Below are 18,411 nucleotides of genomic sequence, written 5' to 3' on the forward strand. Positions count from 1 at the left end.
TCGGAGGGTAGAAGGGTTTGTTCGCGCGGAGGCGCGGAGGCGCAGAGATTTTCTTTGCCGCGTTGCGGCCCTCATGAATTCCTGCGCGAACCTGAGTGAGGCTAGCTACGATAGGCCACGAATGCACTCCGCGTCTCCGCGTGAACCACTTCTTCTGTTCGGACTCTGCGGAGAGGGTTTTTGTTCGCGCGAAGGCGCGAAGGCGCTAAGATTTTGGGGTGGCGCCGGGGTTTGGGTCCCTTTGCGCCTTTGCGCCTTCGCGTAATCGATATTTCACTTCGCCGGGCGGTGGGATGGAGGCGGCAGGTTTGCCGGTCTGGATCCCCGCCTTCGCGGGGATGACGGGACTCCCTGAGGGCGGAAGGCCCTGCCCCGGCTCTGGCGCGTGGCGCTCGCGGGGGATGCGGGCGCCCTTTGGGGGCGCCCGGTTGGGTCAGACGAGGCGGCTCTGTTTGACCGCGGCTTCGATGAAGCTGGCGAACAGGGGGTGCGGGTCGAAGGGTTTGCTTTTGAGTTCGGGGTGGAACTGGACGCCGACGAACCAGGGATGGTCGGGACGCTCGACGATCTCGGGCAGCGTGCCGTCGGGCGACATGCCGGAGAAGACCAGACCGCCCTGTTCGAGCACGTCCTTGTACCCCGTATTCACCTCGTAGCGGTGACGATGGCGTTCCGAGATGTCGGTGCCGCCATAGATCGCCGCGACGACGCTGTTGCCGTCGAGCTTGGCGTCATAGGCGCCGAGCCGCATCGTGCCGCCGAGATCGCCCTCGGCCGCGCGCGTCTCGAGACCCTCGCGGCCCATCCATTCGGTGATCATGCCGACCACCGGCTTGTCGGTCGGGCCGAATTCGGTCGACGAGGCGTCGGGGACGCCGCCGAGACCGCGCGCGCCCTCGACGCAGGCCATCTGCATCCCGAAGCAGATCCCGAAATAGGGGATCTTGCGTTCGCGCGCGAACTTGACCGAGGCGATCTTGCCCTCTGCGCCGCGTTCGCCGAACGCACCGGGGACGAGGATCGCGTCGCAGGGCTCGAGCTGGCCGGCGATGTCGCTTTCGGCATTCTCGAACAATTCGGCGTCGATCCAGCGGACGTTGACCTTGACGCGGTTGGCGATGCCGCCATGGACCAGCGCCTCGTTGAGCGACTTGTACGCGTCCTGCAGCCCGACATATTTGCCGACCACGCCGATCGTGACCTCGCCCTGCGGATTGGTCAGCCGGTCCATGATCTCCGTCCAGCGCGACAGATCGGGCGCCGCGGCGGGTTCGATCCCGAACGCGCGCAGCACTTCGATATCGAGACCCTCGCCGTGATATTGCAGCGGCACCGCATAGATGCTCTTCGCGTCGAGCGCGGGGATGACCGCGCTGGCGGGGACGTTGCAGAACAGCGCGATCTTCGCGCGCTCCGACGGCGGCAGCGGGTGTTCGCAGCGGCAGACGAGCACGTCGGGCTGGACGCCGAGGGCGGCGAGTTCGCGGACAGAATGCTGGGTCGGCTTGGTCTTCAGCTCGCCTGCGGCGGCGATATAAGGGACGAGCGTGACGTGGATGCTGATCGCCTTGCCGCGCCCTTCCTCGTTCTTCAGCTGGCGAATCGCCTCGATGAAGGGGAGCGATTCGATGTCGCCGACGGTGCCGCCGATCTCGCAGAGCACGAAGTCGACATCGTCGGTCTCGGCCCGCGCGAACGCCTTGATCGCGTCGGTGACGTGCGGGATGACCTGCACCGTCGCGCCGAGATAGTCGCCGCGGCGTTCGCGGGCGATGATCTGCTGATAGATGCGGCCGGAGGTGACGTTGTCCGACTGGCGCGAGGGCACGCCGGTGAAGCGTTCATAGTGACCGAGGTCGAGATCGGTCTCGGCGCCGTCGTCGGTCACATAGACCTCGCCGTGCTGATAGGGCGACATCGTGCCGGGATCGACGTTCAGATACGGATCGAACTTCCGGATCCTGACGCTGTAGCCGCGTGCCTGGAGGAGGGCGGCAAGCGATGCCGCCATGAGACCTTTACCGAGCGACGATACCACGCCCCCGGTGATGAAAATGTACCGAGCCATGGGAAGAGTCTCGTAGCGTGTGTTGGGGACGAACGACAAGCGCCCGCGGATCACGCAGGGCGCTTTTGTCGGCGAATGGAGTGTTTAGCGGGCGAGCGGGACCGCGCCATTGTCGGCGGGTGCCGGTGCGGCGGCGCCGGCATTCTCTGCACCACCGGCAAACGGTGCCGCATCGCCCTTGGGCTCCGCGGTCGGGACCGCGGTGGCGGCGGCCGCCGGCGTGCGGGCGAGCGACGTGTCGATGTCGGTGCTGCGGTGATTCGCCGCGAGGATCGCGAGCAGGATCGAGAACAGCACGAACATCGTCCCGAGCACGCCGGTTGCGCGCGTCAGGAAATCGGCGGCGCCGCGGGCCGACATCAGCCCCGAGGGACTGCCGCCCATGCCCAGACCGCCGCCTTCCGACCGCTGCATGAGGATCACGGTGACGAGGGCGGCCGCGATGATCGCGTGGATGACAAGCAGGAAGGCGAACATTGCGCGGAAAACCCCGGAACTTTTACGAAGCCGCGCACATAGGCGAGCCGGCGGCAACGATCAACCGCATCCCGGGCTCCGGATATCGCACGCGACACCGAAACACACGGAAACAAGCCGTGCGGGCGGGCGTTGTGACAGCGTAATGACGTTCCTTAACGGGACGTAGACCCTGAAATTCAGATGGCGGATCAACGCTGTGGCATCAATGGCAGTCAATACTCTATCGACGTGGATGACGGCTCTGGTCGATTATGTCCGTTCGGGTGAACCGGATCTGACCAATCGCCAGATGGCGCTTTTGCTGCTCGTCTATCTCAAACCCGGCCCGCATACGGTGCGCGGTCTGGCGCGTGCACTGAACGTATCGAAGCCCGTCGTCACGCGCGCCTTGAACAGATTGGGTGCCCTCGGCTATCTGCGCCGGCAACGCGACGATAGCGACAAGCGCAACATCTTCGTCGCGCGGACGAGTGAAGGGGCAGACTTTCTTGAAGAATTCGGGCAGTTCATCGGCGATAACGACGCCGCGCCCCGCGCCGCGACAGCCTGACGGCGTCATTCAGCCGCGTGATTCTGCCGACTCGCGTCGCCAGAGTTTCGCGCTGACCGGGCGTTCGGTCGATCTCGACCTGCGCACGCACGCGGTCCGCCGCGACATTGCCGACATCCGCCTCGCCGAGCATGTCTTCGCGCCGCATTATGCGGTGCCGATGATCCGGCTGGTCGCGCGCACCGCGACGCTGCGTGCAGGCCGCGACACGGCGAGCGAGCCGGTCACCGCGCTGGCGGTCGGCGACACGATCGAAGTGCTCGAGATCGCCGGCTCGTCCGCCTGGGGCGTCGCGCAGCCGCACGGCCTTGTCGGCTATGTCGAGATCGACGCGCTCGACCTGCCGGACGGCAAGGCGGTGGCGGCATGACCGCGACGGTGTTCATCGACGGTGCGGCAGGCACCACCGGGCTCGAGATCCGCGACCGGCTCGCCGGACGGTCCGACATCCATATCGCCTTGCTCGACGAGGCGAACCGCAAGGATCCGGCGGCACGCCGCGCGGCGCTCAACGATGCCGATTTCGTCATCCTCTGCCTGCCCGACGATGCCGCGCGCGAAGCCGTCGCGCTGATCGACAATGACCGGACGCGGGTGATCGACGCGTCGAGCGCCCACCGCGTCGCGCCGGGCTGGACCTATGGGTTCGCCGAACTGCCGGGCCAGGCGGCGCGGATCGCCGCGGCGACGCGGGTGTCCAACCCCGGCTGCTATCCGACCGGCTTCCTCGCGCTCGTCGCGCCGCTGGTCGCGGCCGGGCTGCTGCCGGCGGGCCACCCGCTGAGCGTCAACGCGACGTCGGGCTATTCGGGCGGCGGCAAGGCGATGATCGCGGAGTTCGAGGGGGCCGGCGCCACCCCGACCGCGTTCCGCGCCTATGCGCTGGGCCTTGCGCACAAGCATATCGCCGAGATGACGCAGCATGCCGGGCTGACGCATGCGCCGATCTTCGCGCCCGCGGTCGCCAACACCTATCGCGGGATGGTCGTCGAGGTGCCGTTGCACCTTCATGCCCTGCCCGGCCGGCCGACGCTGGCGGCGGTCGAGGACGTGCTGCGGCAAGCCTATGACGGCGCGGCGCTCGTGACCGTGGCGGCGGGCGATGCGGCGGCGATCGCGATCGAGGAAAATGCCGGAACCGACCGGTTGACGTTGCGCGTCTGCGGCAACGATGCGACCGGTCACGCGCGGCTGGTCGCGACACTCGACAATCTGGGCAAGGGCGCCGGCGGCGCCGCGGTCCAGAACCTCAACATCATGGCCGGGGTCGACCCGGTCGCCGGTCTGGTTTCGTAAGACCGACTGACCCAGGAGCTCTCATGCACCGTAATCCCGTAGCCAAGCTGCTCCTGTTCGGCGCGACCGGCGATCTCGCACAGCGGATGCTGTTGCCCTCGCTCTATGGCCTGCACGCCGACGGGCTGCTGCCCGAGGGGCTGACGATCACCGGCGCGGCGCGTCACGATCATGACGACGCGGCGTATCGCACCTTCGCGAGAGCCGCGCTCGACGAGTATCTGAAAGACGATCGCAAGGATGCGGGGACGATCGACGCGTTCCTCGAGCGCGTGCATTACCAGCCGACCGACCTGTCCGATCCGGCGAGCTTCCAGCCGCTGGCGGACAAGATCGGCGACATTTCGGGCGGGCTCGCCATCTATCTGTCGACCGCGCCGTCGCTGTTCGAATCGGCGATCGAGGGGCTGCACAAGGTCGGGCTGGCGGGCGAGACGGTCCGGGTCGGGCTCGAGAAGCCGCTGGGCTATGACCTGCCGACGAGCCGCGAGATCAACGACGCGGTCGCCAAGGCGTTTCCCGAGAACCGGACCTACCGGATCGATCATTATCTGGGCAAGGAAACCGTCCAGAACATCCTCGCGCTGCGTTTCGGCAACTCGTTCTTCGAGCCGGTGTGGAATGCGCAAGGGATCGACAACGTCCAGATCACGATCTCCGAGACGGTCGGCCTCGAGGAACGCGCGGGCTATTACGAGAGCGCGGGCGCGCTGCGCGACATGGTCCAGAACCATATCCTGCAGCTGCTCGCGCTGATCGCGATGGAACCGCCGGCACGGTTCGAGGGCACCGACGTGCGCGACGAGAAGTCGAAGGTGTTCCGATCGCTGCGGCTGATCAAGCCCGAGGAGGCGCCGCACGTCACCGTGACCGGGCAATATGCCGAGGGCGCGGTCAACGGGAAGTTCGTGAAGAGCTATTCGGAGGAGCTCGGCCAGACGTCGACCACCGAGACGTTCGTCGCGATCAAGGCGCATGTCGACAACTGGCGCTGGCAGGGCGTGCCCTTCTACCTGCGCACCGGCAAGCGGATGGCGGCGCGCGGCAGCGAGATCGCGATCCAGTTCAAGGCGGTGCCGCATTCGATGTTCGCAGGGCGCGGCGGGCTGCTCCAGCCCAACATGCTGATCATCCGCCTGCAGCCCGAAGAGCATGTCCAGCTGCTGGTGATGGCGAAGGAACCGGGGCTCGACCGCGAGGGGGTGCGGTTGCGCGAGGTGCCGCTGAACCTCAGCCTCGACGCCGAGTTTGCGGGTACGCGCCGGCGGATCGCCTATGAGCGGCTGCTGCTCGACCTGATCGAGGGCGACCAGACATTGTTCGTGCGGCGCGACGAGGTCGAGGCGCAGTGGACATGGATCGATGCGATCCGCGAGGGCTGGAAAGCGAACGGAATGAAGCCCAAAAGCTATCCGTCGGGCAGCTGGGGCCCGTCCGCCGCGATCGCGCTGACCGAGCGCGACGGCGTGACCTGGCAGGACGACTGAGCATGTTTTCTTCCGTTCGTCCCGAGTAGCCGTCGAGCTTGTCGAGATGGCGTATCGAGGGATCGGCCCGGTTGTGGCATTGTACCTCGATACGGGCTCTCGGCTTCGCTCGATCCCTACTCGGCACGAACGGGACTGGTTGGTACGAACGGGCCGCTGAGTAGGAGCGGGACTGCTGGGTACGAACGGGACTGGCGGACACGACCTGAACTGTTGGGCACGAACACTAATTTCTAAGTGAGTTTGAGCATATGACCGAGATCGAATGGTGGGATTACGAGGACACCGAGGAGCTCGCAGCCGCGGTTGCCGGCGACATCCAGTTCGTCATCGAGAGCGCGCTCGACGCGCGCGGCTCGGCGGTGATCGCGCTGGCGGGCGGCAAGACGCCGATGGCGGCGTATGAGAAGCTCGCCCAGGCCAAGCTCGACTGGAAGAAGGTCACGATCATCCCCGGCGACGAGCGGATCGTGAAGCTGGGCGATCCGATGTCGAACGTCACCGCGCTCGCCAAGATCTTCCTGCCCAAGGGTGCGCGGGTGAAGCCGATCGTCCCCGATGCGATCTCCGACTACAAGGCCGCTGGCCGCTCGGCGGATGCGCTGATGCAGGACCTGCACTGGCCGCTCGACTTCTGCCTGCTCGGCATGGGCACCGACGGCCATACCGCGTCGATCTTCCCCGGCCCCGATTTCGACGAGGCGCTGAGCGGTCCCAAGGAACGCCGCGCGGTGGGCGTGATGCCCGAGCCGCTGCCGCCGGAGGCGCCGGTCGCGCGCGTCACCCTGTCCGCCGCGGCGATCGCTTCGTCCAAGGCGCTGATGATCATGATCACCGGCGAGGAGAAGAAGACGCTGCTCGAACAGGCGATCGAGCAGGGCCCGTCGTCCAAATATCCGATCGGGCGTGTGCTGGCCGAGGTCGAGCTGCCCGTCGACATCCACTGGGCCGCCTGAGATGCTGAACGCCGTCGTCTCCGCGGTCACCGACCGGATCATCGAACGGTCGCGCGACAGCCGCGCCGCCTATCTCGCGCTGATCGACCGCGAGGGCGAGGCGCAGGTGCGCCGGCCGTCGCTGGGCTGTGCGAACCTCGCGCATGCCTATGCGGGGACCGAGGAGGACCGCGATGCGATGAAGGCCGATGCCGGCATGAACATCGGCATCGTGACGGCGTATAACGACATGCTGTCGGCGCATGCGGTCTATTACCGCTATCCCGAACTGATGAAGGTCTGGGCACGCGAGGCCGGTGCCACCGCGCAGGTCGCGGGCGGCGTGCCGGCGATGTGCGACGGCGTGACGCAAGGCTATCCGGGGATGGAGCTGTCGCTGTTCAGCCGCGACACGATCGCGCTGAGCACCGCGATCGCGCTGAGCCACGGCACGTTCGAGGGCGCGGCGCTGCTCGGCATCTGCGACAAGATCGTGCCGGGGCTGCTGATGGGCGCGCTGCGCTTCGGGCATCTGCCGATGGTGCTGATCCCGGGCGGGCCGATGCCGACCGGGCTGCCCAACAAGGCCAAGGCCGCGGTGCGCGAGAAGTTCGCCGAGGGCCTGGTCGGGCGCGAGGAACTGCTCGAGGCGGAGATCGGCGCCTATCATTCGAAGGGCACCTGCACCTTCTACGGCACCGCCAACACCAACCAGATGATGATGGAGGTCATGGGCCTCCACATGCCGGGCGCGGCGTTCGTCAATCCGGGCACGAAGCTGCGTCAGGAACTGACGCGCGCGGCGGTGCATCGGCTCGCGAAGATCGGGGCGCGCGGCGACGATTACCGGCCGCTCGGCCGCTGCGTCGACGAGCGCGCGATCGTCAATGCGGCGGTCGGCCTGCTCGCGACGGGCGGCTCGACGAACCATCTGCTCCACGTCCCCGCGATCGCGCGTGCGGCGGGGATCGTGATCGACTGGGAGGATTTCGATCGCCTGTCGGCCGCGGTGCCGCTAATCGCGCGTGTCTATCCCAATGGCTCGGCGGACGTGAACGCGTTCGAGGCGGCGGGCGGCATGCCCTATGTGATCCGCGAACTGCTGGGCGAAGGGCTGCTCCACGGCGACATCATGACGATCGGCGGGCAGGACCTGTCGGCCTATGCGAAGACCGCGGTGGTCGCGGACGGCGCGCTCGAATGGCGCGACACGCCCGACAGCGGTGACGAGACGATCCTGCGTCCGGCCAGCGCGCCGTTCTCGGCGGATGGCGGCATGCGGATCCTCGCGGGCAATATCGGCCGCGCGTGCATCAAGGTGTCCGCGGTCGAGCGCGATCGCTGGATCGTCGAGGCACCCGCGATGGTGTTCGACGACCAGCTCGACGTGATCGAGGCGTTCAAGCGCGGCGAGCTGGAAAAGGACGTCGTCGTCGTCGTCCGCTTCCAGGGGCCGCGCGCGAACGGCATGCCCGAGCTGCACAAGCTGACCCCGCCGCTGGGCGTGCTGCAGAATCGCGGGTTCAAGGTGGCGCTGGTCACCGATGGGCGCATGTCGGGCGCGAGCGGCAAGGTGCCGTGCGCGATCCATTGCTCGCCCGAAGCGCTGCTCGACGGCGCGATCGGCCTGATCCGCGACGGCGACATGATCCGCGTCGATGCGGTCAACGGCACGCTGGAAGCGCTGGTCGATGCAGACGTGTGGGCGACGCGCGAGATGGTGACGCTGCCCCCCGCGGTCAGCGGCATGGGCCGCGAGCTGTTCGGCATGTTCCGCGGGCTGGCCGACGAGGCCGAAAAGGGCGCGTCGGCGATGCTGGCGGGCGCGGGGCTCTAGAGCCCGCGCCTACCGTTCGTTCCGGGCGATGTCCTTCGACGTCGCCCAGGACGAACGGCGATAAGAGATCAAGGATCGGGAGAGACCAATGGAAATCGTAGCGGCAGATATCGGCGGGACGCATGCGCGCTTTGCGATTGCCGAGGTCGAGAATGGCCGCGTCGTCAAGCTGGGCGAGCCGGTGACGATGAAGACCGCCGACCACGCGTCGCTGCAGACCGCCTATCAGGCGTTCGAGGCGGGGCTGGGACGGCCCCTGCCCCGCGCGCTGGGCATCGCGGTCGCGTCGCCCGTCGCCAACGACGTGATCCGGCTGACCAACAATCCGTGGATCATCCGCAAGTCGCTGATCACCGAGCGGCTGAACGCGGACCAGTGGGTCGTCGTCAATGATTTCGGCGCGGTCGGCCATGCCGTCGCGCAGGTTCCCGACAGCGACTTCATCCATCTGTGCGGCCCCGACACGCCGCTGCCGTCCGAGGGGATCACGACGATCTGTGGGCCGGGCACCGGCCTGGGCGTCGCACAGCTGCTGCGCAACCGCGACCGGTACCAGGTGCTCGAGACCGAGGGCGGTCACATGGACTTCGCCCCGCTCGACGGGATCGAGGACGCGCTGCTCAAGCGGCTGCGCAAGACCTTCACGCGGGTCTCCGCCGAGCGCGTCGTCGCCGGGCCGGGGATCGTCGCGATCTACGAGACGCTGGCCGAGATGGAGGGGCGTTCGGTGCCCAGCCGCGACGACCGGACGATCTGGACCGAAGCGATCGACGGCACCGATTCGATCGCGCTCGCAGCGCTCGACCGCTTCTGCCTCGCGCTCGGCGCGGTGGCGGGCGATCTTGCGCTCGCGCAAGGCGCCAAGGCGGTGGTGATCGCGGGCGGGCTCGGCTTCCGAATCAAGGACCGCCTTGTCCGCTCGGGCTTCGACCAGCGCTTCGTCGCCAAGGGCCGGTTCCAGACGATGATGGCGGCGATGCCCGTCAAGCTGATCACCCATCCCCAGCCCGGCCTGTTCGGCGCCGCGGCTGCCTTCGCACAGGAACACACGCAATGACCGCAACTATCGCAGACATCATGCAGACCAGCGCCGTCATCCCGGTGCTGGTGATCGAGGACGCGGCGCTGGCCCGTCCGCTCGCCGAAGCGCTTGTCGCGGGCGGGCTGCGCGTGCTCGAGGTGACGCTGCGCACCGGTGCCGCGCTCGAGGCGATCGCCGAGATGAAGAAGGTCGAGGGCGCGATCGTCGGTGCGGGCACCGTCGTCAACACGCGCCAGTTCGCCGAAGTGATGGACGCGGGCGCCGAGTTCATCGTCTCGCCCGGCCTGACCGAGCGGCTCGCGACGCCGATCATCGAGAGCGGCGTGCCGTTCCTGCCGGGCATCGCCAATGCGGCGGACATCATGACCGGGCTCGACCTCGGCCTCACGCATTTCAAGTTCTTCCCGGCGGAGGCGAGCGGTGGGCTGAAGGCGCTGAAGGCGCTGGCGGCGCCGTTCTACCAAGCGCGGTTCTGCCCGACCGGCGGGATCACCGAGGCCAGCGCGCCCGAGTGGCTGGCGTTCAAGCCGGTGCTGTGCGTCGGCGGGAGCTGGGTGACCGGCGGCACGATGGCCGAGATCGAGATGAAGGCGCGCGCGGCGAACGCGTTGCGGGGGTAAGGATCGGACGTGCGGCACTGGTGCCCACGTCCCCCCTCCCCGTTCGTGCCGAGTAGAGACCGAGTAGCCCCGATGGGGCATATCGAGGGCTCGTATCGAAGCACCGCTTATCCGAAGAGGGGGTATCGACGGAGGGGGCCCGTGCGCCAATTGTCCCTCGATACGCCGCTTCGACTTCGCTCAGCAGCTACTCGGGACGAACGGGGTGGCTGAGCGACCCGGCGCCATGCTGTCAGGCGCCGAGGGGGCGATCACATCTCGCCGCGGGCCTTGCGGATCGCGTACCATTTGCGGACGTTGGCGTTGTGCTGGTCGAGCGTGTCGGCGAACACATGGCCGCCGGTGCCGTCCGCGACGAAATACAGCGCCTGGGTCTGCGCCGGGTCGAGCACCGCGTCGATCGAGGCGCGGCCGGGATTGGCGATCGGGCCGAGCGGCAGGCCGGGGCTGGCATAGGTGTTGTAGCCGTTCTTCGCCTGCAGTTCGGAACGCAGGATGCGGCGGCCGAGCGGGCGACCCTTGGTGATCGGGTAGATGACGGTCGGATCCGCCTGGAGCGGCATGCCGACGCGCAGGCGGTTGCCATAGACCGCGGCGACCATGCGACGCTCGGACGGCTTGCCGGTTTCCTTCTCGACGATCGAGGCGAGGATGATCGCCTGTTCGGGGGTCGCCACCGCGATGCCCGGCTTGCGCGCCGCCCAGGCCTTGGCGAGATAGGCGGTCATCGCCGACTGCATCTGCGCGACGACCGTGGCGCGCGTGTCGCCGCGTTCGAACGCATAGCTGTCGGGCAGGATCGAGCCTTCGGCGGGGACGGGCACGGTGCCGGTCAGCCCGTCGGCCTTCATCAGCGCGTCGTGGACGAGGACCGAGGGATAGCCTTCGGGGACCGCGACCAGCCGCTGGACGACCTTGCCGCCCTGCATCAGCTTCAGGATGTCGGACGGGCTGGCCTTTGCGGGGATGCGGTATTCGCCCGCCTTGATCGGATCGCCCGAGCCGAAGATGCGTGCGTAGAGGCGGAAGCGGCTGGCGGAGCGGATCGCGCCGGCCTTTTCGAGTTCGGTCGCGGCGGCGGCGAGGCTCGACCCCTGCGGCACCTGGACGGTGAGCGTACGCGCGGCCGGCCCGGCGCCGCCCCAGCCCTGGACGACGAGGAACAGCGCGACGATCGCCACGAGGGCGAGGATCACTCCGAAACAGCCGACCTTGCGCATTAAAGTTCCCCGGCGGAGGCCGGGGCCCAGTTGGGCGAACGGCTCGCTTCTATCGATAGACCATTCCAACTGGACCCCGGCCTTCGCCGGGGCGCAGCGGTTACTTTACCAGCGTCATCACAAGCGAGGCGTTGGTGCCGCCGAAGCCGAACGAGTTGTTCAGCACCGCGCGGACTTCGCGCTTCTTGGCGACGTGCGGCACGAGGTCGACGCCGATGCAGCTGTCGCTCGGATTGTCGAGGTTGAGCGTCGGCGGCACGATCTGGTCGCGCAGTGCGAGGATGCAGAAGATGCTCTCGACCGCGCCTGCGCCGCCGAGCAGATGGCCGATCGCCGACTTGGTCGACGACATCGACAGGCCCGAGATCGCATCGCCGAACAGCCGGCGGACCGCGCCGAGTTCGAGCTCGTCGCCCATCGGCGTCGAGGTGCCGTGCGCGTTGATGTAATCAATGTCCTCGAGCTTGAGGCCCGACTTCTTGATCGCCATCTGCATCGAACGGAACGCACCGTCGCCTTCGGGATGCGGTGCGGTGACGTGATAGGCGTCGCCCGACAGGCCATAGCCGATCACCTCGGCATAGATCTTCGCGCCGCGCGCCTTGGCGTGTTCATATTCCTCGAGCACGAGCACGCCCGCGCCCTCGCCCATCACGAAGCCGTCGCGGTCCTTGTCATAGGGACGCGAGGCCTTTTCGGGCGAATCGTTGAAGTTGGTCGACAGCGCGCGCGCCTGGGCGAAGCCGGCGATGCCGAGCGGGCAGACGGTGCCCTCCGCGCCGCCCGCGAGCATCACGTCGGCATCGTCCATCGCGATCATCCGCGCGGCGTCGCCGATCGCATGCGCGCCGGTCGAGCAGGCGGTGACGACCGCATGGTTGGGTCCGCGCAGACCATATTTGATCGAGACCTGACCCGAGATCAGGTTGATGAGGCGGCCGTGGACGAAGTGCGGCGAGACGCGGCGTGGCCCCTTGGTGTGGAGGACGATCGATTCGCTCTCGATACCCGGCAGCCCGCCGATGCCCGAGCCGATCGACACGCCCGCGCGCCAGCTCTCCTCGACCGTCATCTCGGTCAGGCCGGCGTCTTCGAGCGCCTGGCCCGCGGCGTCGATGCCGTAGATGATGAAGGGATCGACCTGGCGCTGGACCTTGTGGTCGACGCGCTTGGCGGGATCGAAGCCATATTCATGGTCTGCGGGCTTCACCTCGCAGGCGATGCGACAGACCTGGTCCGACGCATCGAACCGGGTGATCGGGCCCGCCCCCGACTTGCCGGCGAGAATGTTCGCCCAAGCCGTTTCAACATCGGCCCCCAGGGGGGTGACCAGGCCTAGCCCGGTTACGACGACACGCCGCATGACCTCAAACTCCACATGCTTCCAAAACGAAACGGCTCCCCGCCCTCTTAGCCCAAGGACGGGGAGCCGCTCAGATCATAGCCACCAGGGCAAGCCCGACGGATCGGACCTCAAGCCCTGATCAGGCCTTGTGCTCGTCGATATAGGTGATCGCGTCCTTGACGGTCGCGATCTTCTCGGCCGCGTCGTCAGGAATCTCGACGCCGAATTCTTCTTCGAACGCCATGACCAGCTCGACGATGTCGAGGCTGTCGGCACCCAGATCGTCGATGAAGCTCGCATCTTCGGTCACCTTGTCGGCTTCGACGCCGAGATGCTCGACGACGATCTTCTTCACGCGGTCTGCGGTCTCGCTCATGTTCGTTCCCTCTATCTTTGGGGGTTTTTACCAGTTCCTGAACGCCCGTAGAACGGGGTCCGTTTCGTGGCAAGGGTCAGTTCATCGCCTTGCCGGGTCGCTTTGCGCGATTGCGGGCGAAAACCGGGCGTTAGCCCGGCTCATGCCGCGGATCCGTGACGTCAGATCATCGCCATCCCGCCATTCACGTGCAGCGTCTGCCCGGTGACATAGCCCGCCTCGCGGCTGGCGAGATAGACGATCGCGGCGCCGATGTCCGCGCCCTCGCCCAGCCGGCCGGCCGGAATCTTCGTCGTCAGCGCGGTCTTCTGCGCGTCGGGGAGCGCGTCGGTCATCGGCGAGGTGATGAAGCCGGGGGCAACGCAGTTGACGGTGATGCCGCGGCTGGCGAGCTCCTGCGCCATTGATTTCGACATGCCGATCAGGCCCGCCTTCGACGCGGCGTAATTGGCCTGGCCGGGATTGCCGGTGACGCCGACGATCGAGGTGACCGAGATCATCCGGCCGAAGCGCGCCTTCATCATCGGCTTGGCGGCGGCGCGCATCAGGCGGAACGCGGCTTCGAGATTGACGCGGATGACGCTGTCCCACTCGTCGTCCTTCATCCGCATCGCGAGATTGTCGCGGGTGACGCCGGCATTGTTGACGAGGATGTCGATCTTGCCGAGCTTTTCGACCGCCTGGGGGACGAGCGCGTCGACCGCGGCGGGGTCGGACAGGTCGCAGGGCAGCGCAACGTGATCGCCGCCGAGGGTGGCGAGGAAGGCGTCGAGCTTGGCGGCGTTGGAGCCGGATATAGCGAGGCGCGCGCCCTGTGCGGCGAGGGCCCGGGCGATCTCGGACCCGATCCCGCCCGATGCGCCGGTGACGAGGGCGGTCATGCCTGTGAGGTCGAACATTCTAACTCCGATTCTATATTGGTTCGCGCAGAGACGCGGAGGACGCAGAGGGGCGGTGGTTGTTAACGAGGCGGCGGACGCCCTCTTTCAGGGTAGCGCCGCCGAAGTTGATGAGCAGCCCGACGGGCTGTCTGGTCAATCTGAGATAGGTCAGCAGTTGCTTTGCGTGCACGGGGAGAAGGCGCTCGACCGATTTGATCTCGACGACCAGGCGGTCGTCGACAAGAAGATCGATCCGAAATGCGGCCTCGAAGTGCAAGCCTTCGAACGCGATGTCGATTGGCCGCTGGCGGACCACAGCATAGCCCATCGCCGCCAGCCGACCGGCAAGCACCGCTTCATAGACGCTTTCGAGCAGGCCCGGTCCAAGATCACGATGCAGTCGCAGAGCGACATCCAGGACATCGCCGCTGACCACATCGATATCTTTCATGGGCTCTGCGTCCTCTGCGCCTCTGCGCGAAATCTACAGTAGCTTAATCAACGCCTCGATGTCGTCCATCGTGATGACGCTGGTGGTTTCGGCGTCGGGGGCGGTGCGTTTTACCATGGGGGCGAGGACCTTGCCGCCGAATTCGACGAAGTGGCCGACGCCGGCTGCGTGCATTGCGAGCACCGATTCGCGCCAGCGGACCATGCCGGTAACCTGCTGGACGAGCAGGTGGCGGATCGCGCCGGGGTTGGCGACGGCGACCGCGTCGACATTGGCGAACACCGGCACCAGCGGCGCGCGGAGGTCGGCGTCGAGGAGCGCGGCTTCCATCGCCTCGGCGGCGGGTTGCATCAGCGGGCAGTGGAACGGCGCGGAGACCGGGAGCAGGACCGCGCGCTTGGCGCCGAGATCCTTGGCGAGGCCGATCGCCTTCTCGATCGCGAGGCGGTGGCCCGAGATCACGACCTGCGACGGGTCATTGTCGTTGGCGACGGTGCAGATAAGCTCCGCCCCGCCCTCGGCGAGGATCGAATCGACCGCGGCGCCCGCGATCAGCTGCGCCTTTTCGAGGTCGGTGCCGAGCAGCGCGGCCATCGCGCCCTCGCCCACCGGCACCGCCGCCTGCATCGCCCGGCCGCGCAGCTTGAGCAGCCGCGCGGTGGTCGACAGGTCGAGCGCACCCGCGGCGCAGAGCGCGGTATATTCGCCGAGGCTGTGCCCGGCGACATAGTCGGCCTTGTCGGCGAGGCGCAGGCCGCCCTCCTTCTCGGCGACGCGCAGCGTGGCGATCGCGTTCGCCATGATCGCGGGCTGTGCATTCTCGGTGAGGAGCAGCTCGTCGGCCGGCCCCTCGCTCATCAGCCGGAACAGATTCTGGCCGAGCGCCTCGTCGACTTCGGCGAAGACCTCGCGCGCGGTGGCGCTGGCATCGGCGAGCGCCTTGCCCATGCCGACAGACTGGCTCCCCTGGCCGGGGAAGATGAACGCGCGCATGACCTCTCCTCTTTGAAGCGGGCGGACTAGAAAGGTGTGGCCCGAGTTGCAACCGCGCGAACCTGAACGAAGCTGGCGGGTTTGCGACAAAATGCGACCAATTCGCGACCCCTGCGACAAGCGCCTGCGACAAGCGGCCCCCAGATTATGGAGGACGCCGCAGCATCGGCGCCGTGTTTCAACGGGAGAGTATCATGAAGAAGTTCATCCTCAGCGCGCTTGCCGCCACCCTCGTCGCCAGCCCGCTGCTGGCCGCCGCTCCGGCCGAGGCGCAAGCGCGTCGCGAAGTGACCACCGTGCGCCAGAACAACAATGGCCGCACCGTCGTCACCAAGCGGACCACCGTCCGCCCGAACCAGTATCGCAATTTCCGCACCGGCCAGCGGTTCGACCGCCGCTATGCGCAGAACTACCGGGTGATCACGACCTACCGCAACTATCGCCTCGCCGCCCCGCCGCGTGGCAGCCAGTGGGTCCGTTCGGGTCGTGACGCGCTGCTGGTCAACGGCCGCGGCAATGTGGTCCAGGTGCGTGGTGGCGCGTTCCGGTAAGGATTGAGGCCCGGTAGCTTCGGTTGCTCCGTCATCCTGACGAACGTCAGGACCCAGAGTAACCGAGGACCGCCCTGCCTGACCCTGGGTCCTGACTTTCGTCAGGATGACGGTTGAGGGGTGGATGACGGGGAAACAGACGGACCACCGACACCTTGCCTTTCCCCGCCAATCGGGTAAGGGCCATCGCAACCGGGGTGAGGGATTCGCGTCCCTTGCCCCGGTTTGCATTCTAGACGACAGCCGGAGGGGTGCACGCATGGGGCGTGTATCAGCGATCGGCCAAGACGAAGGACAAGACATGGCTCTTTACGAGCACGTGTTCCTTGCGCGCCAGGATCTGGCACAGGCGCAGGTGGACGCTCTGGCGGAAATCGCCACCAAGATCGTGAACGACAACGAAGGTCGGGTCGTAAAGACCGAGAACTGGGGCCTGCGTTCGCTGGCGTACAAGATCGCCAAGAACCGCAAGGCGCACTATGTGATGCTCGAGATCGATGCCCCGGGCAACGTGATCGCAGAGCTGGAGCGCCAGACGCAGATCAACGAAGACATCATCCGTTACATGACGGTCAAGGTCGACACGCTCGAAGAGGGCCCGACCGTGATGATGCGCAAGTCGGACCGCGACCGTGAGCGTCGCGGCGACCGCGAAGGTGGCCGTGAAGGCCGTCCTGACCGCGGCGATCGTCCGGACCGTGGTCCCCGTCGTGACCGCGAAGAGGGAGCTGAATAATCATGGCACGTCCATTCTTCCGCCGCCGCAAGAGCTGCCCGTTCTCTGCCAAAGACGCTCCCCGGATTGACTATAAGGACGTCCGGTTGCTGCAGGGCTTCGTGTCCGAGCGTGGCAAGATCGTCCCGTCGCGTATCACTTCGGTGGCCGCAAAGAAGCAGCGCGAACTGGCCCAGGCCATCAAGCGTGCGCGTCATCTGGGCCTGCTGCCCTACATCGTTAAGTAAGGAGCGCCCCCATGGACGTCATTCTGCTTGAGCGCGTCGAAAAGCTCGGCGCCATCGGCGACGTGGTGAAGGTCAAGGACGGCTATGCCCGTAACTTCCTTCTCCCGAACAAGAAGGCGCTTCGTTCGAACGAAGCCAACCGCAAGGTTTTCGAAGCGAACCGTGCGCGGATCGAGTCGGACAACGCATCGCGTCGTGCCGATGCCGAGACCGAAGCGAAGACCTTCAACGACGCGAGCGTGACCCTGATCCGTCAGGCGTCGAACACCGGTCAGCTCTACGGTTCGGTCGCGGTTCGCGATCTGGTCGATGCGCTGGTGGCCGATGGTCACAAGGTCGGCAAGTCGGCGATCGTGCTCGACAAGCCGATCAAGGCGATCGGCGTGTACACCGTCAAGGTTGCACTCCACCCCGAGGTGTCGGTGTCCGTCAAGGTCAACGTCGCCCGGTCGCCGGAAGAAGCCGAGATGCAGGCTCAGGGCGTCGACGTCATGTCGTCGATGTTCGAGCGTGACGAGGCTGGCTTCGTCGAGGATTACGATCCGAACGCAGAGCCCGGCGCGACCGCCGAAGCCCCGCGCGACCAGGAGGAAGAGGCACAGGGCTAACCCCCTCGCCTTTCCTGGCCAAATCGAAAAAGGCCCGTCCGGAGCGATCCGGGCGGGCCTTTTTCATGTCCGCGGCAGGAACGCCAGCGGCTCAGGGGCAGGTGACGCAGGCACCGACCATCGCGGCGAGGGGCACGAGCGCGAAGATGACGGGGAGGATCTGTTTCATGGCCGGCAAACTCTATGAAAAGGGACGCGGCGATAATGCCCAAGGCCGGTGAAAGGTTGCGGGCAGATGAACCGCGCGGCGCGGCGGACCGGCGGCATTCACCCCGCCCCCTGCTCCACCGCAGAAGACGCACATTCTGGCCAAAATCGATTGTCAGCGCGCGATTGTGATCGCTGAGTGCAGGTTCCAGTTTTTGGAAAGGTTAAAATAATGCGTACGAGTCTCCAGAAATATCCGACGGTTGCCCTCCTGCTGATCGGGTCGATCGGGCTGGGCGGTTGCGCCACCAAGGGCTTTGTCCGCGAGCAGATCGCGACCGTCAACACGCGCATCGACGGCATGGACGGCCGCCTGCGGACCGTCGAGGGCACGTCGGGCGAGGCACTGACCCAGGCACAGGCCGCAGCCGGCCAGGCGCAGCAGAACGGCCAGCGGATCGACCAGATCAACGGTCGCGTCGACGGCATGGAGCAGAAGATGCAGCAGCAGATGCAGCAGCGCCAGCGCAAGCCGCGCGGCTGAGCCTGACCCTGCATCCA

Annotated in this window: 21 protein-coding genes; 13 read left to right on the forward strand and 8 right to left on the reverse strand. The window is 66.8% G+C overall.

Features of this window, described 5'->3' with window-relative positions:
* Positions 1–433: 433 nt before the first annotated feature.
* A complete protein-coding gene (locus tag J3A66_RS04455; RefSeq protein ID WP_031395051.1) occupies positions 434–2,068 on the reverse strand; it encodes a CTP synthase in 1,635 nt (544 codons plus the stop codon).
* Positions 2,069–2,152: 84 nt separating this feature from the next.
* Positions 2,153–2,545, reverse strand: coding sequence for a preprotein translocase subunit SecG (gene secG / locus J3A66_RS04460; RefSeq protein WP_031395050.1), 393 nt, complete (start codon positions 2,543–2,545; stop codon positions 2,153–2,155).
* Between the two features lie 235 nt (positions 2,546–2,780).
* Here secG and J3A66_RS04465 point away from each other — a divergent pair, with 235 nt between their 5' ends.
* The 8 genes from J3A66_RS04465 to eda all read left to right on the forward strand — a co-directional run bounded on the left by J3A66_RS04465 (position 2,781) and on the right by eda (position 10,315).
* Positions 2,781–3,098 carry a MarR family transcriptional regulator gene (locus J3A66_RS04465; RefSeq protein ID WP_031395049.1) on the forward strand — a complete coding sequence of 106 codons (318 nt, stop codon included), beginning with the start codon at positions 2,781–2,783 and terminating at the stop codon, positions 3,096–3,098.
* Positions 3,037–3,468 (forward strand): hypothetical protein, encoded by a 432-nt coding sequence (locus tag J3A66_RS04470; RefSeq protein WP_236559043.1) that lies wholly within the window; start codon positions 3,037–3,039, stop codon positions 3,466–3,468. Before J3A66_RS04465 ends, J3A66_RS04470 begins: the two co-directional genes overlap by 62 nt.
* On the forward strand, positions 3,465–4,394 hold the full coding sequence (gene argC / locus J3A66_RS04475) for an N-acetyl-gamma-glutamyl-phosphate reductase (protein WP_209567446.1): 930 nt from the start codon (positions 3,465–3,467) through the stop codon (positions 4,392–4,394). Before J3A66_RS04470 ends, argC begins: the two co-directional genes overlap by 4 nt.
* Positions 4,395–4,417: 23 nt before the next feature.
* On the forward strand, positions 4,418–5,881 hold the full coding sequence (gene zwf, locus J3A66_RS04480; protein ID WP_037528659.1) for a glucose-6-phosphate dehydrogenase: 1,464 nt from the start codon (positions 4,418–4,420) through the stop codon (positions 5,879–5,881).
* A gap of 251 nt (positions 5,882–6,132) precedes the next feature.
* Positions 6,133–6,837 (forward strand): 6-phosphogluconolactonase, encoded by a 705-nt coding sequence (pgl, locus tag J3A66_RS04485; RefSeq protein ID WP_031396120.1) that lies wholly within the window; start codon positions 6,133–6,135, stop codon positions 6,835–6,837.
* Between the two features lies 1 nt (position 6,838).
* Positions 6,839–8,653 (forward strand): phosphogluconate dehydratase, encoded by a 1,815-nt coding sequence (gene edd, locus J3A66_RS04490; protein ID WP_209567448.1) that lies wholly within the window; start codon positions 6,839–6,841, stop codon positions 8,651–8,653.
* An 88-nt stretch (positions 8,654–8,741) separates the two neighbouring features.
* Positions 8,742–9,710, forward strand: a complete 969-nt coding sequence (gene glk, locus J3A66_RS04495) for a glucokinase (RefSeq protein WP_056681283.1) — start codon at positions 8,742–8,744, stop codon at positions 9,708–9,710.
* Positions 9,707–10,315 (forward strand): bifunctional 4-hydroxy-2-oxoglutarate aldolase/2-dehydro-3-deoxy-phosphogluconate aldolase, encoded by a 609-nt coding sequence (eda, locus tag J3A66_RS04500; RefSeq protein WP_031440818.1) that lies wholly within the window; start codon positions 9,707–9,709, stop codon positions 10,313–10,315. The genes glk and eda overlap by 4 nt, the downstream gene beginning before the upstream one ends.
* A 251-nt stretch (positions 10,316–10,566) precedes the next feature.
* Here eda and mltG read toward each other — a convergent pair whose 3' ends face one another.
* From mltG to fabD, 6 genes are all read right to left on the reverse strand, one after another.
* The gene (mltG, locus tag J3A66_RS04505; RefSeq protein WP_209567450.1) at positions 10,567–11,535 is read right to left on the reverse strand and encodes an endolytic transglycosylase MltG; all 969 of its coding nucleotides are present in this window, start codon (positions 11,533–11,535) and stop codon (positions 10,567–10,569) included.
* 100 nt (positions 11,536–11,635) lie between these two features.
* On the reverse strand, positions 11,636–12,898 hold the full coding sequence (gene fabF, locus J3A66_RS04510) for a beta-ketoacyl-ACP synthase II (RefSeq protein ID WP_031440820.1): 1,263 nt from the start codon (positions 12,896–12,898) through the stop codon (positions 11,636–11,638).
* A gap of 121 nt (positions 12,899–13,019) precedes the next feature.
* Positions 13,020–13,256: an acyl carrier protein gene (locus J3A66_RS04515; RefSeq protein WP_031393971.1), complete on the reverse strand. Its 237-nt coding sequence runs from the start codon at positions 13,254–13,256 to the stop codon at positions 13,020–13,022.
* A 161-nt stretch (positions 13,257–13,417) separates the two neighbouring features.
* Positions 13,418–14,155, reverse strand: coding sequence for a 3-oxoacyl-[acyl-carrier-protein] reductase (gene fabG / locus J3A66_RS04520; RefSeq protein ID WP_031440821.1), 738 nt, complete (start codon positions 14,153–14,155; stop codon positions 13,418–13,420).
* 13 nt (positions 14,156–14,168) lie between these two features.
* A complete protein-coding gene (locus J3A66_RS04525; protein ID WP_209567452.1) occupies positions 14,169–14,588 on the reverse strand; it encodes a GxxExxY protein in 420 nt (139 codons plus the stop codon).
* Positions 14,589–14,621: 33 nt separating this feature from the next.
* Positions 14,622–15,581 carry an ACP S-malonyltransferase gene (gene fabD, locus J3A66_RS04530; RefSeq protein WP_209567454.1) on the reverse strand — a complete coding sequence of 320 codons (960 nt, stop codon included), beginning with the start codon at positions 15,579–15,581 and terminating at the stop codon, positions 14,622–14,624.
* Between the two features lie 194 nt (positions 15,582–15,775).
* Here fabD and J3A66_RS04535 point away from each other — a divergent pair, with 194 nt between their 5' ends.
* The 5 genes from J3A66_RS04535 to J3A66_RS04555 all read left to right on the forward strand — a co-directional run bounded on the left by J3A66_RS04535 (position 15,776) and on the right by J3A66_RS04555 (position 18,394).
* Positions 15,776–16,132 (forward strand): RcnB family protein, encoded by a 357-nt coding sequence (locus J3A66_RS04535; RefSeq protein WP_031440824.1) that lies wholly within the window; start codon positions 15,776–15,778, stop codon positions 16,130–16,132.
* 301 nt (positions 16,133–16,433) lie between these two features.
* A complete protein-coding gene (gene rpsF / locus J3A66_RS04540) occupies positions 16,434–16,868 on the forward strand; it encodes a 30S ribosomal protein S6 (protein ID WP_031393977.1) in 435 nt (144 codons plus the stop codon).
* Between the two features lie 2 nt (positions 16,869–16,870).
* Entirely contained in the window at positions 16,871–17,095 is a 225-nt protein-coding gene (gene rpsR, locus J3A66_RS04545; protein WP_031393978.1) for a 30S ribosomal protein S18, read from the forward strand.
* Between the two features lie 11 nt (positions 17,096–17,106).
* On the forward strand, positions 17,107–17,703 hold the full coding sequence (gene rplI, locus J3A66_RS04550) for a 50S ribosomal protein L9 (protein WP_209567456.1): 597 nt from the start codon (positions 17,107–17,109) through the stop codon (positions 17,701–17,703).
* A 379-nt stretch (positions 17,704–18,082) separates the two neighbouring features.
* On the forward strand, positions 18,083–18,394 hold the full coding sequence (locus J3A66_RS04555) for a hypothetical protein (protein WP_031393980.1): 312 nt from the start codon (positions 18,083–18,085) through the stop codon (positions 18,392–18,394).
* Positions 18,395–18,411 lie beyond the last annotated feature (17 nt).

Origin of the sequence: Sphingomonas sp. PvP018 (assembly GCF_017876865.1) — a bacterium.
Lineage (GTDB): Bacteria > Pseudomonadota > Alphaproteobacteria > Sphingomonadales > Sphingomonadaceae > Sphingomonas > Sphingomonas aerolata.